General features: G+C 31.7%; 16 protein-coding genes. 8 read left to right on the top strand and 8 right to left on the bottom strand.

All coding sequences use genetic code 11. The annotated features are described in order from the left end of the window. Position 1 precedes the first annotated feature (1 nt). The 3 genes from Q0828_RS00910 to Q0828_RS00920 form a co-directional block, all read right to left on the bottom strand. Positions 2-1,006: a glycoside hydrolase gene (locus Q0828_RS00910; protein ID WP_298416892.1), complete on the bottom strand. Its 1,005-nt coding sequence runs from the start codon at positions 1,004-1,006 to the stop codon at positions 2-4. A gap of 36 nt (positions 1,007-1,042) precedes the next feature. Continuing rightward, positions 1,043-1,966 (bottom strand): hypothetical protein, encoded by a 924-nt coding sequence (locus Q0828_RS00915; RefSeq protein ID WP_298416893.1) that lies wholly within the window; start codon positions 1,964-1,966, stop codon positions 1,043-1,045. Positions 1,967-2,028: 62 nt separating this feature from the next. Then, the gene (locus Q0828_RS00920; RefSeq protein ID WP_298416895.1) at positions 2,029-2,748 is read right to left on the bottom strand and encodes a DUF547 domain-containing protein; all 720 of its coding nucleotides are present in this window, start codon (positions 2,746-2,748) and stop codon (positions 2,029-2,031) included. Between the two features lie 279 nt (positions 2,749-3,027). Between Q0828_RS00920 and Q0828_RS00925 the strand changes: the two genes are divergently transcribed. The 6 genes from Q0828_RS00925 to Q0828_RS00950 all read left to right on the top strand — a co-directional run bounded on the left by Q0828_RS00925 (position 3,028) and on the right by Q0828_RS00950 (position 10,513). Further along, positions 3,028-4,374, top strand: coding sequence for an FAD/NAD(P)-binding oxidoreductase (locus tag Q0828_RS00925; RefSeq protein ID WP_298416897.1), 1,347 nt, complete (start codon positions 3,028-3,030; stop codon positions 4,372-4,374). A 24-nt stretch (positions 4,375-4,398) separates the two neighbouring features. Next, positions 4,399-6,252: a 4Fe-4S dicluster domain-containing protein gene (locus Q0828_RS00930; protein ID WP_298416899.1), complete on the top strand. Its 1,854-nt coding sequence runs from the start codon at positions 4,399-4,401 to the stop codon at positions 6,250-6,252. 94 nt (positions 6,253-6,346) lie between these two features. Further along, the gene (locus Q0828_RS00935; protein WP_298416900.1) at positions 6,347-6,823 is read left to right on the top strand and encodes a hypothetical protein; all 477 of its coding nucleotides are present in this window, start codon (positions 6,347-6,349) and stop codon (positions 6,821-6,823) included. A 91-nt stretch (positions 6,824-6,914) separates the two neighbouring features. Next, positions 6,915-7,601: a glycosyltransferase family 2 protein gene (locus Q0828_RS00940; RefSeq protein WP_298416901.1), complete on the top strand. Its 687-nt coding sequence runs from the start codon at positions 6,915-6,917 to the stop codon at positions 7,599-7,601. After that, positions 7,602-9,107 carry a cellulose synthase family protein gene (locus Q0828_RS00945; RefSeq protein WP_298416902.1) on the top strand — a complete coding sequence of 502 codons (1,506 nt, stop codon included), beginning with the start codon at positions 7,602-7,604 and terminating at the stop codon, positions 9,105-9,107. Continuing rightward, entirely contained in the window at positions 9,104-10,513 is a 1,410-nt protein-coding gene (locus Q0828_RS00950; RefSeq protein ID WP_298416903.1) for a mannosyltransferase, read from the top strand. The genes Q0828_RS00945 and Q0828_RS00950 overlap by 4 nt, the downstream gene beginning before the upstream one ends. Here Q0828_RS00950 and Q0828_RS00955 read toward each other — a convergent pair. Then, complete coding sequence (locus Q0828_RS00955) at positions 10,510-10,689, bottom strand: hypothetical protein (RefSeq protein ID WP_298416904.1); 180 nt, start codon at positions 10,687-10,689, stop codon at positions 10,510-10,512. The two genes, Q0828_RS00950 and Q0828_RS00955, sit on opposite strands and share 4 nt — an antisense overlap. Positions 10,690-10,907: 218 nt before the next feature. Here Q0828_RS00955 and Q0828_RS00960 point away from each other — a divergent pair, with 218 nt between their 5' ends. Continuing rightward, positions 10,908-11,633, top strand: a complete 726-nt coding sequence (locus Q0828_RS00960) for a hypothetical protein (protein WP_298416906.1) — start codon at positions 10,908-10,910, stop codon at positions 11,631-11,633. Between the two features lie 90 nt (positions 11,634-11,723). Here the strand turns inward: Q0828_RS00960 and Q0828_RS00965 are convergent, their stop codons facing one another. Genes Q0828_RS00965 through Q0828_RS00975 form a run of 3 tightly spaced genes read right to left on the bottom strand, consistent with a single transcriptional unit; the run spans position 11,724 to position 14,553 of the window. Further along, complete coding sequence (locus Q0828_RS00965) at positions 11,724-12,389, bottom strand: response regulator (protein ID WP_298416908.1); 666 nt, start codon at positions 12,387-12,389, stop codon at positions 11,724-11,726. Positions 12,390-12,395: 6 nt separating this feature from the next. After that, positions 12,396-14,348, bottom strand: a complete 1,953-nt coding sequence (locus Q0828_RS00970) for an ATP-binding protein (RefSeq protein ID WP_298416909.1) — start codon at positions 14,346-14,348, stop codon at positions 12,396-12,398. A 31-nt stretch (positions 14,349-14,379) separates the two neighbouring features. Next, positions 14,380-14,553 carry a hypothetical protein gene (locus tag Q0828_RS00975; protein WP_298416911.1) on the bottom strand — a complete coding sequence of 58 codons (174 nt, stop codon included), beginning with the start codon at positions 14,551-14,553 and terminating at the stop codon, positions 14,380-14,382. A 387-nt stretch (positions 14,554-14,940) separates the two neighbouring features. Between Q0828_RS00975 and Q0828_RS00980 the strand changes: the two genes are divergently transcribed. Continuing rightward, positions 14,941-15,705 (top strand): hypothetical protein, encoded by a 765-nt coding sequence (locus tag Q0828_RS00980; RefSeq protein WP_298416912.1) that lies wholly within the window; start codon positions 14,941-14,943, stop codon positions 15,703-15,705. Positions 15,706-15,742: 37 nt separating this feature from the next. Here the strand turns inward: Q0828_RS00980 and Q0828_RS00985 are convergent, their stop codons facing one another. Continuing rightward, the gene (locus Q0828_RS00985; protein WP_298416913.1) at positions 15,743-16,642 is read right to left on the bottom strand and encodes a pseudouridine synthase; all 900 of its coding nucleotides are present in this window, start codon (positions 16,640-16,642) and stop codon (positions 15,743-15,745) included. Positions 16,643-16,741: the final 99 nt, after the last annotated feature.

A 16,741-nucleotide genomic window follows, 5' to 3' on the forward strand; every position in this document is an offset into this window, starting at 1 on the left:
CTTATTGATGTAATTTATAATGCTGCCGAACAATTTCTTCTGCAGGTTTATTTTGTGGTGTAAATTGTGTATTCTTAGTACCTCCTGATTTTTCATAGTTGTGAAACCATTTCCAAATGAATCCGCCAGCAAACCATTCTTCTTTCCAAAACGCATCATACATAGCTTGCAAAGCAATTTCTTGCGCTTCTAAATTGAGCGTTTTTCCTTTTCTGCTAGAATCCCAAGGTTCTTTTCCTGTGTAATCCATACTGCGGTATCCATATTCAGTAAAAATCACTTTTCGATCTAGCTTTTTTGTCAATGCTTCAATCTTTTCCTTATGTGGTTTCCAACCTTTTTGCAAACTTTGTAAAGAAGGCATTTTTTCATCACTTAGTGGAAAATACGCATCAACTCCTATAAAATCAAGTTGTTTCCAAAACGGAACTTTATCAAAAGAATCCCAATTTTCTGCGTAGGTCAACTTTCCTTTGTATACTTTTTTAACTTTGGTAATAAACTGTTTCCAAAATTCTGGTCGTGCGGCTACAAACTTGTGCAATTCGGTTCCAATACAAAGTACTTCTGCGTTGATTTCTTGAGCTAAACTTGCATATTCTAAGATGAAACTTTCATATGATGCTTCAAACTGTTTCCAATCTTCCTCATTTTCCATTGCAATGAAACCTGTAAACTCACCATTCCAAACCCAGATTTGTGGCTTGATCATGATTTTAATATTGTTTTTTTTCAAAAGTTCAGCATACTGCTTCGCTCCTTTTCGAGTTTCACCAAACCATTGTCGGTCTGTATTGTGAATAACTTCGGTTGCCGTTAACTTTTTAAGAAAACCAAAAGGCATTATTGCAGCGTAATTTGCGTTTAACTTAATTACAGGTTCAATATTTGTTTGATCTATTGCTTGTGGAGCCGCTACAAAGCTTACACCATTCATTTTTTGGACTTGACTTGTGCATGAAAATTGCAACAAACCAATAAATATACAAAGGAGTCTAAATTTCATTGATGAATTTTTTAGACTCCTAATGTACTATATTTATTAAAAAAGTGCTCTTAAACCTATACTAAAAGTTTGTCCTAATCCTTGGAAATTATTACCTCTTACAAATTTATCAAAAGAAGCTTCCACGTTTAATACATCGTTTAACTGATATTTAGTTCCAACTCCTACTGATGTAGAGTTTTGCGCAAAATCGTTTCCTAAATCAATTAAGAATGCTTGTTTTGCATTAACGTATACCGTTGATTCTGCTGATGGAAAATAACTTAAAAATGCTGCTAAAGGCAAAAATAAACTATTGTTTGCAAAACGCTCACCCACGTTAGAATCTGTTGGATTTGCATCTTTGCCTTTTTCTCCAAAGTTGAATCCGAAATCAGCTTGTGTAAATACCTGCCATTTGTCTTGTCCGAATGTTTTATCGTAGAAAAATTTTGTTTCCCAAAACACACTTCTTTTATCTAAATATGGAGCGTTTGCTTTGTCCTTAAATATTGGCAAGTAAACAGAACTCGTAAATGAGAAGTTCGAAATATTTTTGAAAGGTTGCACACGAATAGAAGGAGCTATTGTTGTTAATCCGCTTCTTGCTTGCCCGTTATCTTTAAATTTAAAAACATCTAAAGCGCCTGCGCCACCAAATGTATTTGATCGTACTTGAAAGATAAATCCAATGTTAATTCTTCTATTATCACTAATACCTGTATAAATCTCCGTTGTATTTGTAAAAAATGTTTCTCTTGGAATGGTTACAGAATTACTTCTTTCGTCTGTACGTTCTGTTTGTGTATAAATACTATTGAAGAATTTAATATCCCATTGTCCTTTTTTCAAAAGTTTCGAAGGTGTATATTCCTGAATATTACTCTTTTCATCCGTTGTTTCATCATCTTGATCTTGTGCAAAAGAGAAGCTTACAAATAATAAGGCAAGCATTGTTAAAATTAGATTGTTCTTTTTCATTTTAGTGTAATTTAATAGTGTAATTAGTTTTATAATTTGTCACATCGAGCAACGTCGAGATGTTATTTAGTTTGATTCAATTTCCAGTTGTATGGATAGTAACTGATTTTAGATTTTGCAGCTATTTTTTCTTCTCTATATTTATTGATAAAGTCGATTTCATTACCATTTTGTCTAAAATCTTCTTTATACCATTTCATAATTTCAGAAAGTTGCACACGTTTTTTACGAGTATTTACTTTGATAAATTCGTCATTATTTAAAGCAATTTTTGTTTGCCTATCTAACTGTTTATCAAGTGTATTTGGCATGTAGGCTTCGGCAATAATTGGGGGACAACCTAAGCCTGCGCATACCAATACAAAGTGAAAACGTGGATCGCTATTAAATTGTCCGCGTAACAACTTATGTTCTATATCATTTAGGGTAATTTTTTTACCTCCAACATTGTGTTTTGTCTTATCGAAAAAACCTTTAACATCTAAAGGAGATTTTACAGGGTAATTTTTCACAATTCCCTTAATAACAGATAAGTTATAAATGTTTATCCAAAATGCTTGATACGTATTTGCCTCACTTTTATTTACCGTAATATTATTTGTAGAAGCTAAGATTTTGTCTAATTCGGCAGTATTCTTTTTAATAGCTTTATAATTTACCTTTCCATCCTTTACATGCGCTTTGAAAAAAGCATCCGAAGCTTTAAAGAAAGTATCTGTATTTTGTGCAAAACCAAAAGTGGTCATAAATACAGTAATGAGTGTAATAGTTATATGTTTCATAGCAATCATTTTCAATTTAATTTCAATTTGTAATGCTGGGTAAGTCCGCAAAAAGATTTGGAACTTACAAACTTTTAAAAAAAAATTAAACTCATTTATATAATTGATTATCAAGCGTAAAACGGGTTGTTATTTTCTCAAAATCCTTACAAAAAAAAATAATTTATAATTATTCTAAATTCAATGTCCCGATATAAGTTCTTAACTTTACTATCGACAGAACTTCCGACACAAACCAATTCTTGCACGGACAAGAATTATAAAACCAATCACATTCTCATGGAACACATTGTAATTATAGGTAATGGAATTTCTGGCGTTACAGCTGCCAGACATATCCGAAAACTTTCCGATAAAAGAATTACTATCATTTCAGCTGAAACGGAGTATTTCTTCTCACGTACAGCTTTGATGTATGTATATATGGGACATATGAAATTTGAACATACACAACCGTATGAAAATTGGTTTTGGAAAAAGAATCGTATCGAACTTAAAAAAGGATACGTTGAACAAGTAAAAGATTCTACTAAAGAATTGGTTTTTACAAGTGGAGAAACCTTGAAATATGACAAATTGATCATTGCTACAGGATCAAAACCTAACAAATTTGGATGGCCAGGACAAGATTTAGATGGAGTTATGGGCATGTATCATCGACAAGATTTAGAAAACTTGGAAAAATATGCGCCAAATAAAGAAGTATGTAAACGCGCTGTAATTGTTGGTGGTGGTTTGATTGGAATTGAATTGGCTGAAATGCTTCAAAGTAGAGATATTCCTGTTACTTTTTTAGTTCGTGAAAATAGTTTTTGGAATGGTGTGTTGCCTGCTGGCGAATCAGAAATGATTAATAAACATATAAAAGAACATCATATTGATTTACGCTTAGGCGTGAATTTACAAGAAATAAAAGCAGACGAAAACGGAAAAGTAAAGTCGATTATCATTAAAGAAACTGGTGAAGAAATTCCATGTACAGTTGTTGGATTAACAGCTGGAGTATCTCCAAATGTTGACTTCTTAAAAGATTCAAATATTGAACTCGGACGCGGTGTCAAAGTGAATCGAAGATTAGAAACAAACGTTAAAGATATTTATGCAATTGGCGATTGTGCTGAACAACATGAACCAATTGGACAACGCAGACCAATTGAAGCTGTTTGGTATACAGGACGCATGATGGGAGAAACATTAGCACAAACGTTGTGTGGAAATCCTAGAGATTATAATCCTGGACATTGGTTCAACTCAGCGAAATTTTTAGACATCGAATATCAAACATATGGTTGGGTTTTTGGTGAAAGAGGACGACCTAAATATGAAAAGCATTTTCATTGGAAACATCCTAAAAAACATATCTGCATTACAATCGCTTATCACAAAGAATCTAACAAATTTTTAGGAATCAACACGTTTGGAATTCGTATGCGTCATCACAGTTTTGACACATGGCTCAATGAAGAACGTTCGGTTGAATATGTTTTAGAACATTTAGCAGATGCCAATTTTGATCCTGAATTCTACAAGCTTCACGAAAAAGATATTGTAGCTCAGTTTAATCAAGAAAATAATACCAACGTTCAACTGAAAAAGAAAAGTTGGAGACGAATTTTCAGTTACTAATCACCATATTTTAAAAAACATATTATGAAATTCATACGAATTGCAGGACTCTATATATTTATTGCATCAGTGTTGTTATTTATTGCAACGCTATTCATGGGTAATTATACCTTAACTGAAACATCTATTCAACAATCATTCAGTGGAAAAAAAGCGAGAGTTACCGAAACTTTTGCTGCTGTTGCTAAGGAAAATGGTGTTTTAGACAACACATATAATAGTCAGTTTTCTTTTATGAACGATGTTAAAGCATTGTTTGACAAACACAATCAACGTGTTGCGGAAGCAGTTGCTGAAGAAACTGGGGTTTCCAATACAGAAACGACTAAAATTATTACTTCAGCTTCACAAAGTGGGAAAGTGGTTTATACGAAAGAACTTTTACAACAAGTCTTACCAGAAGCTAAAGTTACATTACTTGATAATGCTACCAATTGGATGTACAGTCCTGGAAAAACATATGATTCTGTTGATGCTTTCAAAAACGATTTAAACAATAAAATTTCTGAAATCAATCGCAGTCAGGCTGGAGAGTTTTTATTGTACGATAATAAATACTCACGTTTTGATATTACCGAACGTGCAGCCACAGGAATCATTGCAAACAACAAAGCACTATTTTTATTCTTAACATTTGGTTTAGGAATTATTGGATCACTCATATTTATCATTGCCGGATTGTTTTTAAAACCAATTCCAGGTATTAAAAACAATGGCATTTATTTACACAATGCAACTAATCGTGGTTGGGTAGGAATTGCTGTCTTTGGATTCTTAGTAGCATTTTATGTATTATTATACTTTCACCCATATATTATTGCCAATTGGACAAATATTGTCGATCCACTAAAAAGCGCATTCATTAAAAATGGTTCGGCTTCACAATGGTTTTTATACGGAATCTTGTATTGTGTATCTATGATTGTGATGGGAATTCGCATGTTTATCAAATATCGTCACAATCAATATCAAGTGGTTAGAACTGCAAGTGTATTATTTTTCCAAATCATCTTTGCTTTCTTATTAGTAGAAATATTACCATTATTTGATTTACCAGGTGTCGATTTAAAAAATGCTTGGCCATTAGATTATAATTTCTTAACCGACTGGAATGTAAAGAATTACTTAAATGCAGGACATTTAGGGAAATTCATGTTCTTTTGGGGATTCATTCTTTCTATAATTGTTGTACCAACTTTAGTATATTTCTATGGAAAGCGTTGGTATTGTTCATGGGTTTGTGGTTGTGGAGGATTAGCTGAAACATTAGGAGATCCATATCGTCAACTATCTGACAAGCGTTTAATAGCATGGAAGATAGAACGTTGGTTGATTTATCCAATCTTAGTTTTTGCAATTATCATGACAATTGTTGTGGGTTACAATACTTATAATATTATATATAATCCTACGGCAGTTGGAGATAGTACTTTATTCGGAATCAACGCATATAAAATTAACGAATGGTATGGTTTCTTAATCGGTTCTATCTTTGCAGGTGTTATTGGAACGGGTTTCTATCCAATTTTAGGAAACAGAACTTGGTGTCGTTTTGGTTGTCCATTAGCCGCTTATATGGGAATTGTACAACGTTTTAAGTCTAAGTTCAGAATTACGACTAATGGAGGACAATGTATTTCATGTGGAAACTGCTCTACCTATTGTGAGCAAGGAATTGATGTAAGAGCTTATGCGCAAAAAGGACAAAACATTGTACGTTCGTCATGTGTTGGCTGTGGTGTTTGTAGCGCAGTTTGTCCTAGAGGTGTTTTAAAGTTAGAAAATGGAAGTGATGATGGTGCAACACGTCATGAAGTTCCTGAAGTAATTTTAGGAAATGATATGGATTTATTTGAAATGCTTGAGAATAATAAATAAGTAATGAGAAATCAGCATTGAGTATTGAGATTTTCACTATTTATTAAAGACATAAACTATTAAACCTATAAACACATAACAGAAAAAAGAAATCATGAAATATCTATTTATCATTATATGTTTCTGTGTAACATTCAGCATAAGCGCACAAAAAGAATATCAAAAAACCTATTATGATAATGGGCAACTCAAAGAAGAAGGTTGGATAAAAAAAGGACTGAAAACAAAATACTGGAAATTTTATTATTCAAATGGAGTAGTTCAAAAAGAAGGACGTTTTAAAAATGGGAAACCAAACAAATATTGGTACTTTTATCGCGAAAATAAAACAAAACAACGCGAAGGACATTATGTAAATGGTGTAAAGAGTAAATGGTGGCTTTTTTATGATGAAAATGAAAAAGTAAATCATAAATGCCAACTCAAAAACAATCAGAAAAACGGATATTGTTTACGATATGAAAATGAAAAACTCGTTCGAGCCGAAAAATATAAAAACGGTCAAAAAATTGGCGAGTGGACTGATTTGAAAAGCTTTAAAAAAGAAAATAGCGTTTGGGATTTACAATGATAATTGAAAGGTTTTATTGAAAACGCACACTAATAAACACATAAAAATCCAAAAGCCAACGGCTAACTAGCCAAAAGCGAAATAAAAATATATGATTATAAAAGTCATCATTCCTGCATACAATGAAGAGGATTCTATTGCAAATGTTATACAGGAAATCCCCAAAACTGTAAATGAAGTTATTGTAATCAGCAATAATTCAACTGATAACACAGAAATCAATGCTAAAGCGGCTGGTGCAACGGTTTTAAAAGAACATCAAAAAGGCTATGGCTATGCATGTTTAAAAGGAATGGAATACATTTCTAATCAAGATGTAAAACCTGATATTTTAGTCTTTTTAGATGGCGATTATTCAGATTATCCAGAAGAATTAACAAAAATAGTAGCACCAATTATTCAAGATGATATCGATTTTGTGATTGGTTCCAGAGTAAAAGCATTACGCGAAGATGGTTCTATGACACCGCAACAAGTATTCGGAAACTGGTTAGCTACGTTTTTAATGAAATTATTTTTTGGAGCAAAATTTACAGACTTAGGTCCTTTTAGAGCAATCAAGTACACAAAGCTTTTAGACTTAAACATGGAAGACAAAACCTATGGCTGGACCGTAGAAATGCAACTCAAAGCATTGAAACAGAAACTATCGTATGTAGAAGTTCCTGTAAAATATAAAAAGAGAATTGGCGTCTCAAAAGTTTCAGGAACCGTAAAAGGTACTATATTTGCTGGCGTAAAAATTTTAGGTTGGATTTTTAAATATAGTTTTAAATAGATGGGATTTGATGCAGAATTTTTTAAACTAGCGTTGTCTTTTTTTGTAATGGCAATATATGCAATTGCGCTGATACTGATTTTAATGTACAGCTTGGCACAATTGAACCTATTGATCAATTACCTTAAAGCAAAAAAGAAAAAAGATACATGTCCGAGGTTCGACTTAAACAATCCAACTGAAGTTCCGTATGTAACAATTCAACTTCCTGTATACAACGAGTTGTATGTTATGGAACGCTTACTCGATAATATTGCCGAAATTGACTATCCAAAAGATAAACTTGAAATTCAAGTATTAGATGATTCTACGGATGAATCTGTAATTTCTACTGCTGAAAAAATTGAAGAAATTAAAGCAAAAGGACTTGACATTTCGCATATTCGCCGTGAAGATAGAACTGGTTTCAAAGCTGGTGCCTTAAAAGAAGGTTTAATTGACGCAAAAGGCGATTTCATTGCCATATTCGATGCAGATTTCTTACCGAAAAAAGATTGGCTCAAACAAACGATTCCCTATTTCAAAAATGAAGAAATTGGCGTGGTACAAACACGTTGGGGACATATTAACCGTGATTATTCATTATTAACTAAAATTCAGGCATTCGCGCTTGACGCACATTTTACACTAGAACAAGTTGGACGAAATTCCAAAGGTCATTTTATCAACTTTAATGGAACCGCTGGAATATGGCGAAAAACCTGCATTATTGATGCAGGAAACTGGGAAGGCGATACTTTAACTGAAGATTTAGATTTAAGTTACCGTGCACAGTTAAAAAATTGGAAATTCAAATACTTAGAAGATGTAGAAACACCTGCCGAATTACCTGTAGTTATTAGTGCTGCACGTTCGCAACAATTTCGATGGAACAAAGGTGGTGCAGAAAATTTCCGCAAAATGGTAAAACGTGTTATTTTTTCAAAAAACATCTCTTTCAAAACAAAAATTCACGGAATTTTACACTTACTCAACAGTACTATGTTTTTAAATGTACTGATTGTTGGCGTATTAAGTATTCCAATGTTATACATTAAAAATACATACGGGCATTTAGAAATTTACTTTACAATTTCGAGTTTCTTTATCATCAGTACTGTTATATTTTTCATCTGTTTTTGGTTTCCATATAAACGTGTACAAGGTGGCGGTTTCTTAAATTTTGTTGATTATATAAAAATGTTTTTTACCTTTTTCTCGGTCGCGATGGGATTCTCTGTACACAACTCTGTTGCCGTATTAGAAGGTCATATGGGAAAAAGAAGTGAATTTGTGCGCACGCCAAAATTCAACATCAAAAACTTGAAAGATTCTTGGAAAAACAACAAATACATCAAAAAGAAAATCTCAGCAAATACAGTTATTGAAGCCTTATTAATGGTGTATTTCTTATTTGGAATGTATAGCGCGTATCCGTTAAATGATTTTGGATTATTCCCATTTCACTTAATGTTATTCTTAGGTTTTGCTTTTGTATTTTTTAACTCGATTCGTTCCAAAGTGTGATCGCTTTCGTAGAGAAATATCATAAACTCTCCATCGTACTTGTGCTTATCAGCGCCTTTGTATATTATTACATTGGCTATCCGTTAGTGCGGACCGATGTCACGATTTTAATTTCATTATACGGAATTGCTTTCTTAAGTTTTTTTGGATTGATCCGATTAGAAAAATCTAATGTTGTTTTCCTTACGGGAATTGCCATTGTGTTGAGATTGGTTTTTATGGGAAATATTCCAAACTTATCACAAGATTTCTATCGCTTCATTTGGGATGGAAGAATGCTCATTGCTGGCTGGAATCCGTATTTATACTTACCAAATGATTTAATGGCGTCTGGAACGGCTCCAATTGCGGAAGCACAAGAATTATTTAACGGAATGGGAGATTTGAGTGCTTCGCACTATACCAATTATCCACCAATCAATCAATTGTGTTTTGCTATTGCTGGATTCATTTCTGGAAAAAGTATTATAGGCTCTGTATTTGTTTTACGAATAATCATCATTTTAGCAGATATAGGAACTTTATACTTTGGAAAAAAACTATTAGAACGTTTAGGGATTCCTATCAAAAATATTTGGCTTTATATTTTAAATCCATTTATTATTATTGAACTCACAGGAAACCTTCATTTTGAAGGTGTGATGATCTTCTTTTTAGTTTGGAGTTTATATTTATTACACAAAAGTTCTTGGAAATGGGCGGCTGTTTTATTGGCTTTATCAGTTTCTGTAAAATTAATTCCGTTGATTTTTTTACCAATACTATTTCAATGGTTTACCAAGTATAAAGCTTCTGAAATTTCTAAAAATACATTTCCTACAATCTGGAAAGGCATCTTAAAACTAATTGCTTTTTACGGAATTGTCATTGGTACAATCGCGCTGTTATTTATACCATTTATCTCCAAACAATTCATTGAAAACTATCAAGCTACTGTAGGTTTATGGTTTCAGAATTTCGAATTCAATGCAAGTATATATTACATCGCCCGTTGGATTGGTTATAAAATTGTAGGCTGGAATATGATTAAAGATATTGGGAGAGTGACACCGATTATTGTCTTAGTTTTTATTACAGGAATTAGTTTATTTCGGAATAATAAAGATTTTCAAAAAACAATTACAGCATTACTTTTTGGGCTTTCTTTTTACTTTTTTACAACGACAACAATGCATCCTTGGTATTTGGCAACATTACTTATTTTGAGTGTATTTACAAACTATCGATTTACAATTGTTTGGTCATTTATGATGATTTTTAGTTATACAGCATATCGAAATGAAGGATATGCCGAGAACTTAGGTTTTGTGGCTTTTGAATATATTATAGTGTACAGTTTTTTACTTTGGGAATTATTTTTCAAAAAAAGAAAAGAGGCAAATGCCTCTTCTCACCTATTGATTTAATAAAAGCTACAAACCCAGTCACAAGCTTCTTTGTCTTCAGTCATTGTAACTAATTTTCCTTTACAATAACATTTGTAATTTAACTCAGGCTCTTGTCGTTTTCCACCAGAAATTGATTTTTGCGTTTGCTTTTCTAATGTCTTTACTCCAGTAATGTTTAAGATGTTTTTTAACATAATAATCTATTTTTTTTGTTAATGTTGAACCTAAATTACTTTGAAGAAATCATTCAAAAAAAGATTCATTCCGTTGATTATCGAATTAAAGGTTATAATTAAGATAACAAGTTTATCGTATTTCCATTATGCTCTAAAAGCTGCTTAAATTATTATTTGAGAAATAATCTCATTTTTTTTCAGTATTTTTATGTTCATAACCAATACATTAACTTACTATGAAAACATTACGTTTGTTACCTATCGCTTTTTTATTTTTATATGGCGCGTCATTATTTGCTCAAATGAGCGGTGCTCCAAGAGAGTTTGAAAGTACTTCTCAAATTTATGATGAACTCCGAAAATTTTTAAACGCAAAAGAAAAAGATCCTTATCAAATTGATTGGGACAATGTAAAAGGAAGCCCATATTTAAATGAAAAATATAAAGTAGCTACATTTTTTGTTGGCGACAAATCATTTGGAAATATATTGATGCGACTAAATACATATACAGATGAAATTGAATTATTGCCTGAAGAAGAAGGGCAAGAAACAGAGGCTTTAATGAAAGTGACTAATTCAAAAGTTGTATTTGGCAATAAAACGTTAAAAGTATACGCATACAACGATGAAAACGGATATGAGAAACAAGGATATTTCTTAGTATTAAGCGATCAAAAAGAAGTGTCTTTGTTACTTCGCAAAAAATGCAAGTTTTCACCAAATGAAAAAGCATTAACGGCAAATCAAGCTGATAGAGCTGCAAAATTTACACAATATGATCGCTATTATATTGTGAAAAACGGAGATAAACCTGTTGAAGTAGTAGCTAAAAAGAAAGCTGTTATAAAACTATTTCCTGAAAAAGCAGACGAAATTAAAAAATATATCAAGTCTGAAAAATTAAAACTCAAAAGACAAGAAGACTTTGCTAAACTGATCACTTATATTAGTTCTATTTAGTATAAAATAAATATCAATAAAAAACCGCTATACAGTTTCAAAAACTAGTACAGCGGTTTTTTAGTAAATAGAGCGTTTTGAGTCTGTATATTAAATAAGACCTAAGTCTTTTGCATTTGCTATTAAGTGAACGGCATTGTTTGCTTTAAAATAAATTTTGAGCTTACTCACACGTTTTTCAATAGAACTTAAACTATTAGGAGAAATACTTCTTCCTTTTAAATCTTCAGAAATTTCATCTTGATTCATTCCTTTGGCAAGTAATCTTAGTAAACCAATATCATAATCATCAATTTCCATGTCTTTTTTGTTGCTTAGTGCCATTTTTACCTCTGGAGAAAGATGTGTTTTACCATTAGAAACCACTTTGATTGCTTTTACTAATTCTTTTAAGCTCTTTCGTCCTTTGCATACATATGCATCAATTTTATACGTATTAAAAAGTCTACGCACTTGCTGTAGTTTATCTTCAACAGAATACACAATGACTTTAATATCTGGCTGATCATTTTTCAATTTTACGAGTAATTCCTCACCAGAATTTAACTTTTGTTCTCTATGATCTTTTTTAAAAGATAAATCTGTGATTAACAATTCATAAGGCGCATCATCTTTACGCGCTTTCTTTGCTTTCAAATCAGCATCATCACAATACTGAGCTTGATCTATTGTAGCAATTTCCAATTCGGAAAGTGCCATGAGGACACCTGCATTGATGTCGTCCATATCTTCTGCAATTAATACTTTTTCAAACATAGGTTATCATACTGGAACGTTAATACTGAACTTACAACCTTTGTGAAGTTCTGTATCAAAAGTAAGCGATCCTTGGATTGCGTGAATACGGTTTTCCGCATTTTGGAGTCCATTTTTTGAAATTCCTTCAGAAAATCCTTTCCCATTATCAATATATTGGATAAATAGTTTTTTATTGTTTTTTTCTATGGAAACTACTACCAACGCTGCATCGCTATGCTTTTTCATATTCGTTAACAATTCTTGTAATACACGATATATAGTTGTTTTTACATGTGAAGAAATATCTTTCCAAATTTCTGTTTCGTACCGTTTTAATAAAACATTTACATCATCAGATTGGTAACTTCGGAACAAATTATTGAGTTCGTCGGCAAATCCTTTTCCAGTATCTACATTTTGAATTTGCTTAGAAATATCACGCGCATTGTTATAAATAGAATCTAATTTATCCAACACCATTTCTCTATTAGGTTCAGAAGTTTCAAGTTGCGTCATAAGTTTATATACATCATTAGCAAGCTCGTCATGTACTTTTGTAGAAATACGTGCTTCTGTAGTATGAACTGTTTTTACTTTTTCAATTTTATGACGACGTTTTATTTTTTGGTAAAAGAAGTAAATTGCAACAAGTAAAACAACTAAAATCAATAATAAAGCTAAAATCAAAATTTGTCTTTTTGAAGCAACTTTACTGATTTTAAACTCCTCTCGTTCTGCTTGAATTTTTTCTTTATTTAATAAATCAAAATCAAATTTATTATTATTATATAAAATATTTAACCCTCTTTGTTTTGTTTCTAGGTCTTGTTTTACCTCAAAAAATTCATCCTTAAAATCTACACTTACAACATCCTGTGTTTGGAATTTTACTTCCATAACTTCATAAATTGATGATACGTTCCTTAGCTCTTTTGCTTTTTCTATTGCTTTGTTAATATACATTAACGAAATACGCTGATCTTTTTTACTATATAAATCAGCCAATTTTAAATTCATACTTAACTGTAAAGATAAGTTATTCTTTTGTTCTACAGTAGCTAATGCTTTTTTCAGTAATGAATCCGACCTTAAATTAAAACCTTCCTTTAATAGCAAGGCGTTAGCTAGATTACCTTGAATACGGGCAATTTCGATGCTATTTTTTTCCTGTACTAATAAATTTTCGTAAATATTAATTGCCTTAGTAAACTGTTTCTGCAGTGTTAAAATATTAGCATATGTATTTCTATAAATTTTAATATCATCTTTGGTGGCCTTCTTTTCATATGTAGTATCTAATGCTATTGCTATTGTTTTTTTATTTTTTTCTAATGCTTTTTCATATTCTCCATTTTCTTTTAACACAACAGAAATAATATGATTCAAACCACTGAGAAGTTTTCCATTTCTGGATCTTCTAGAATATTCTAAACCTTCCTGTGCAGCATCCATACTTGTACTAAAATTACCTACTTTCTTCTGTAAATAAGCAATATCTAATAATATACTTCCAGCTATCAACGTATCATTAACTTCTAAAAAAATATCTTTAGCTTTTGAATAATTGATTTGTGCACTATCTAATTCACTTATTTGATTGTAAGTATAGGCTTTCTTTCGAAGAGCATTACCCATTGCAATACTATCTTTCATTTTCTCAGAAAACGTATACCATTTGTCTAAGTACATAAAAGCAGAGTCATACCTTTTTTGTAAATTATGAATATGATATAAGCTGGAATAAGCATATTGTATAGAAACTGAGTCTTTAATTTTTAGTGCTTCTCCTAATGCAATATATCGATACATTAGAGACGCTTCATAATTTTTCTCAGCTAAGCAAACCGCTGCCATATTTTCATTTTGGATGATTAAAGGAGAGTATACTATTTCTTTAGATTTTTTAACTTCACAAGAAGTTATTAACAGAACTGCTAATACATATAAAAAGAAGGATGTTACTGATAGTAGCTTCATCCTTCAAAAATAGTAAAAATATAATTACATTTTATCCTCCATTGCCTTTAGTCGGGGGATCTCCTCCATCAGACACTTCTCCGTCATCACCTTCTGTGGCTTGTTGTTCATATTGAATTTCGTCCTCTGCAATTGAATTTGGTGTGCAAGAAAATAATGCCAAATTGAGGAAAACCGTAAGTATTATTAAGCTGAATTTTTTCATTTTGTTAGAATTAAAATTGGACATAAGTGTTGCTGTCCGAGGAATACTCAGATTGATTTATGTGCAGCAACACATCGAAATAGAAAAGGCGCCGATTTCTTGTGTTTTAGGAAGTGTAGAGACAATAACAAATAGTGTAGCTACTTCCAGGAGCCATCCTATTGCTTCTTACCTCAAGAATAAACCGAGTATAAATGCAGGAGATCAAGTTGATTTACATTTCAGTTTGTGAAATATTTCTGAAGCAAATTAACTGAGGAATTGTTGGAATGAATGGAAGGTTTAGGGAAGAGTTTGGGAAAGTTTAGGGAAAGTTATTTCCCTACACTTTTTCTTATGTAATTCTAATTGACGCTTTGTGAAAAGGGAAACCTAAAACTACAAGTCATGCATAAAAAATTAGTATTAAGTGCTTTTAAAAAAGCCAAAGAAGAAGCGAAAGCTGCGACAGGAGTAAATATGTCTGTTACAGCTTTAGCGAAAAAAATTTCTGACTATATGTTGGAAGAATGCCGTTTTCAATATCATGAAAAAAGCTTACGGAATAAGTATAATTTAGCATTGCAAGAAGATGATGCTTTAGAGTTAAAAAGTACTGTAGCCAACTGCTTATGTTGCTATTTAGGCCATAAAAATTATGAAGAATTTATTATCCAAAACAGAACGATAAAAGAAGAGTTTTCCGTCACAGAACAGAAGCTTGAAAACCCAATCAAGACTTCAAAAAGAATGAAGTCCGAACCAACTTCTATTAGTGAAAAATTAAAAATTGTGATTCACAAAAATAAAGTAACTCTTATTTTTTGTTCACTAATTTTTCTGCTTTATTTTGGTTTGTATATGATTGATAGGCAACGATGGATGGTTTGGGATCACTATCATTATGTAGAAGTGCCATTTGATGTTAATAAATATGGTATGGGCAATTTGAAATTATATAAACATGAGCGGATAAAGAATTTTATAAAAGTAAATCCTGATTGTGATTATGCTTTTTTTAAACCAAATGGAAATGAAAATCTATGGTATCAGAAATCTACAAGTGGAGAATTGGAATATTTTACATCCTATGGATTGCATCCAGAAACTGGAAAAACATTGAAGAAAATTACACCATATATGATTAGAAAATATATTTGTGAATCGTATTAAAATAAAAAAAACCTCCCAAAAATGAGAGGCTTTCTTTTTATAAGTTTTTTAAATTTATAATTTCCTGAGCTGTTAAATGTCGCCAATTACTTCTTGGTAAATCTTTTTTTGTTAGTCCTGCAAAAAGAACTCTATCTAAACGAGCAACAGTATACGATAAATGCTCAAAAATTGCTTTTACCAACCCATTACTTCCTGAAGTTACTTTAATTCCAACTTCACGCTTTGAAGCTCCTTGTATCCAAGAAATTTCATCAACTTCATGTACATCTCCACGAATATTTACACCATCTTTTATTTTATTAAAATCTGCTTGACTTATATTTCTATCCAATTCTACATGATATATTTTACGAATTCTTTGGTGTGGATCTGTTAGTTTTCTTGCCAATTCTCCATCATTAGTAAATAACAACAAACCAGTAGATTGACGTTCTAAACGACCAACAGGTACAATTCTAGATTTTGTTGCTGTCGCGACTAAATCCATCACAGTTTTACGATCCTTTTCATCTTTTGTTGTTACCAAGAAACCTTTTGGCTTGTTTAGTAAAACATATTCTATTTTTTCAGGATTAATAATACGTCCATCAAAACGAACTTCATCACTCATTTGTACTTTGTAACCCATTTCAGTAATTACTTTTCCATTCACAGTAACACTTCCAATAGAAATATGCATATCTGCTTCACGACGTGAACAAATACCTGAGTTTGCGATGTATTTATTTAAACGAATTTCATTTGGATTCCCTGATGATTTCGCTTTTGGTGCTGTTGACTTCTTTCTGTAATTTGGCTTTTTTCCATCGAAAGGCTTCTTACCTTCAAAAGATTTATTCCCTTCAGAAGACTTCTTTTTATTGAAAGGCTTTTTTCCTCCATGATCTTTACTGCCTGACTTCACTTTGCTCTTCCCGTGTCGTTCTTTTGCCATTATAATATGCTATAAAATTTTTGCAAAGATACTTTTTAATTTTCGATAACCGAATCTTGATTCAATTATTCGTTTTATCATCATAGAAAAGGTAATGTA

This window comes from uncultured Kordia sp. (assembly GCF_947496985.1).
Lineage (GTDB): Bacteria > Bacteroidota > Bacteroidia > Flavobacteriales > Flavobacteriaceae > Kordia.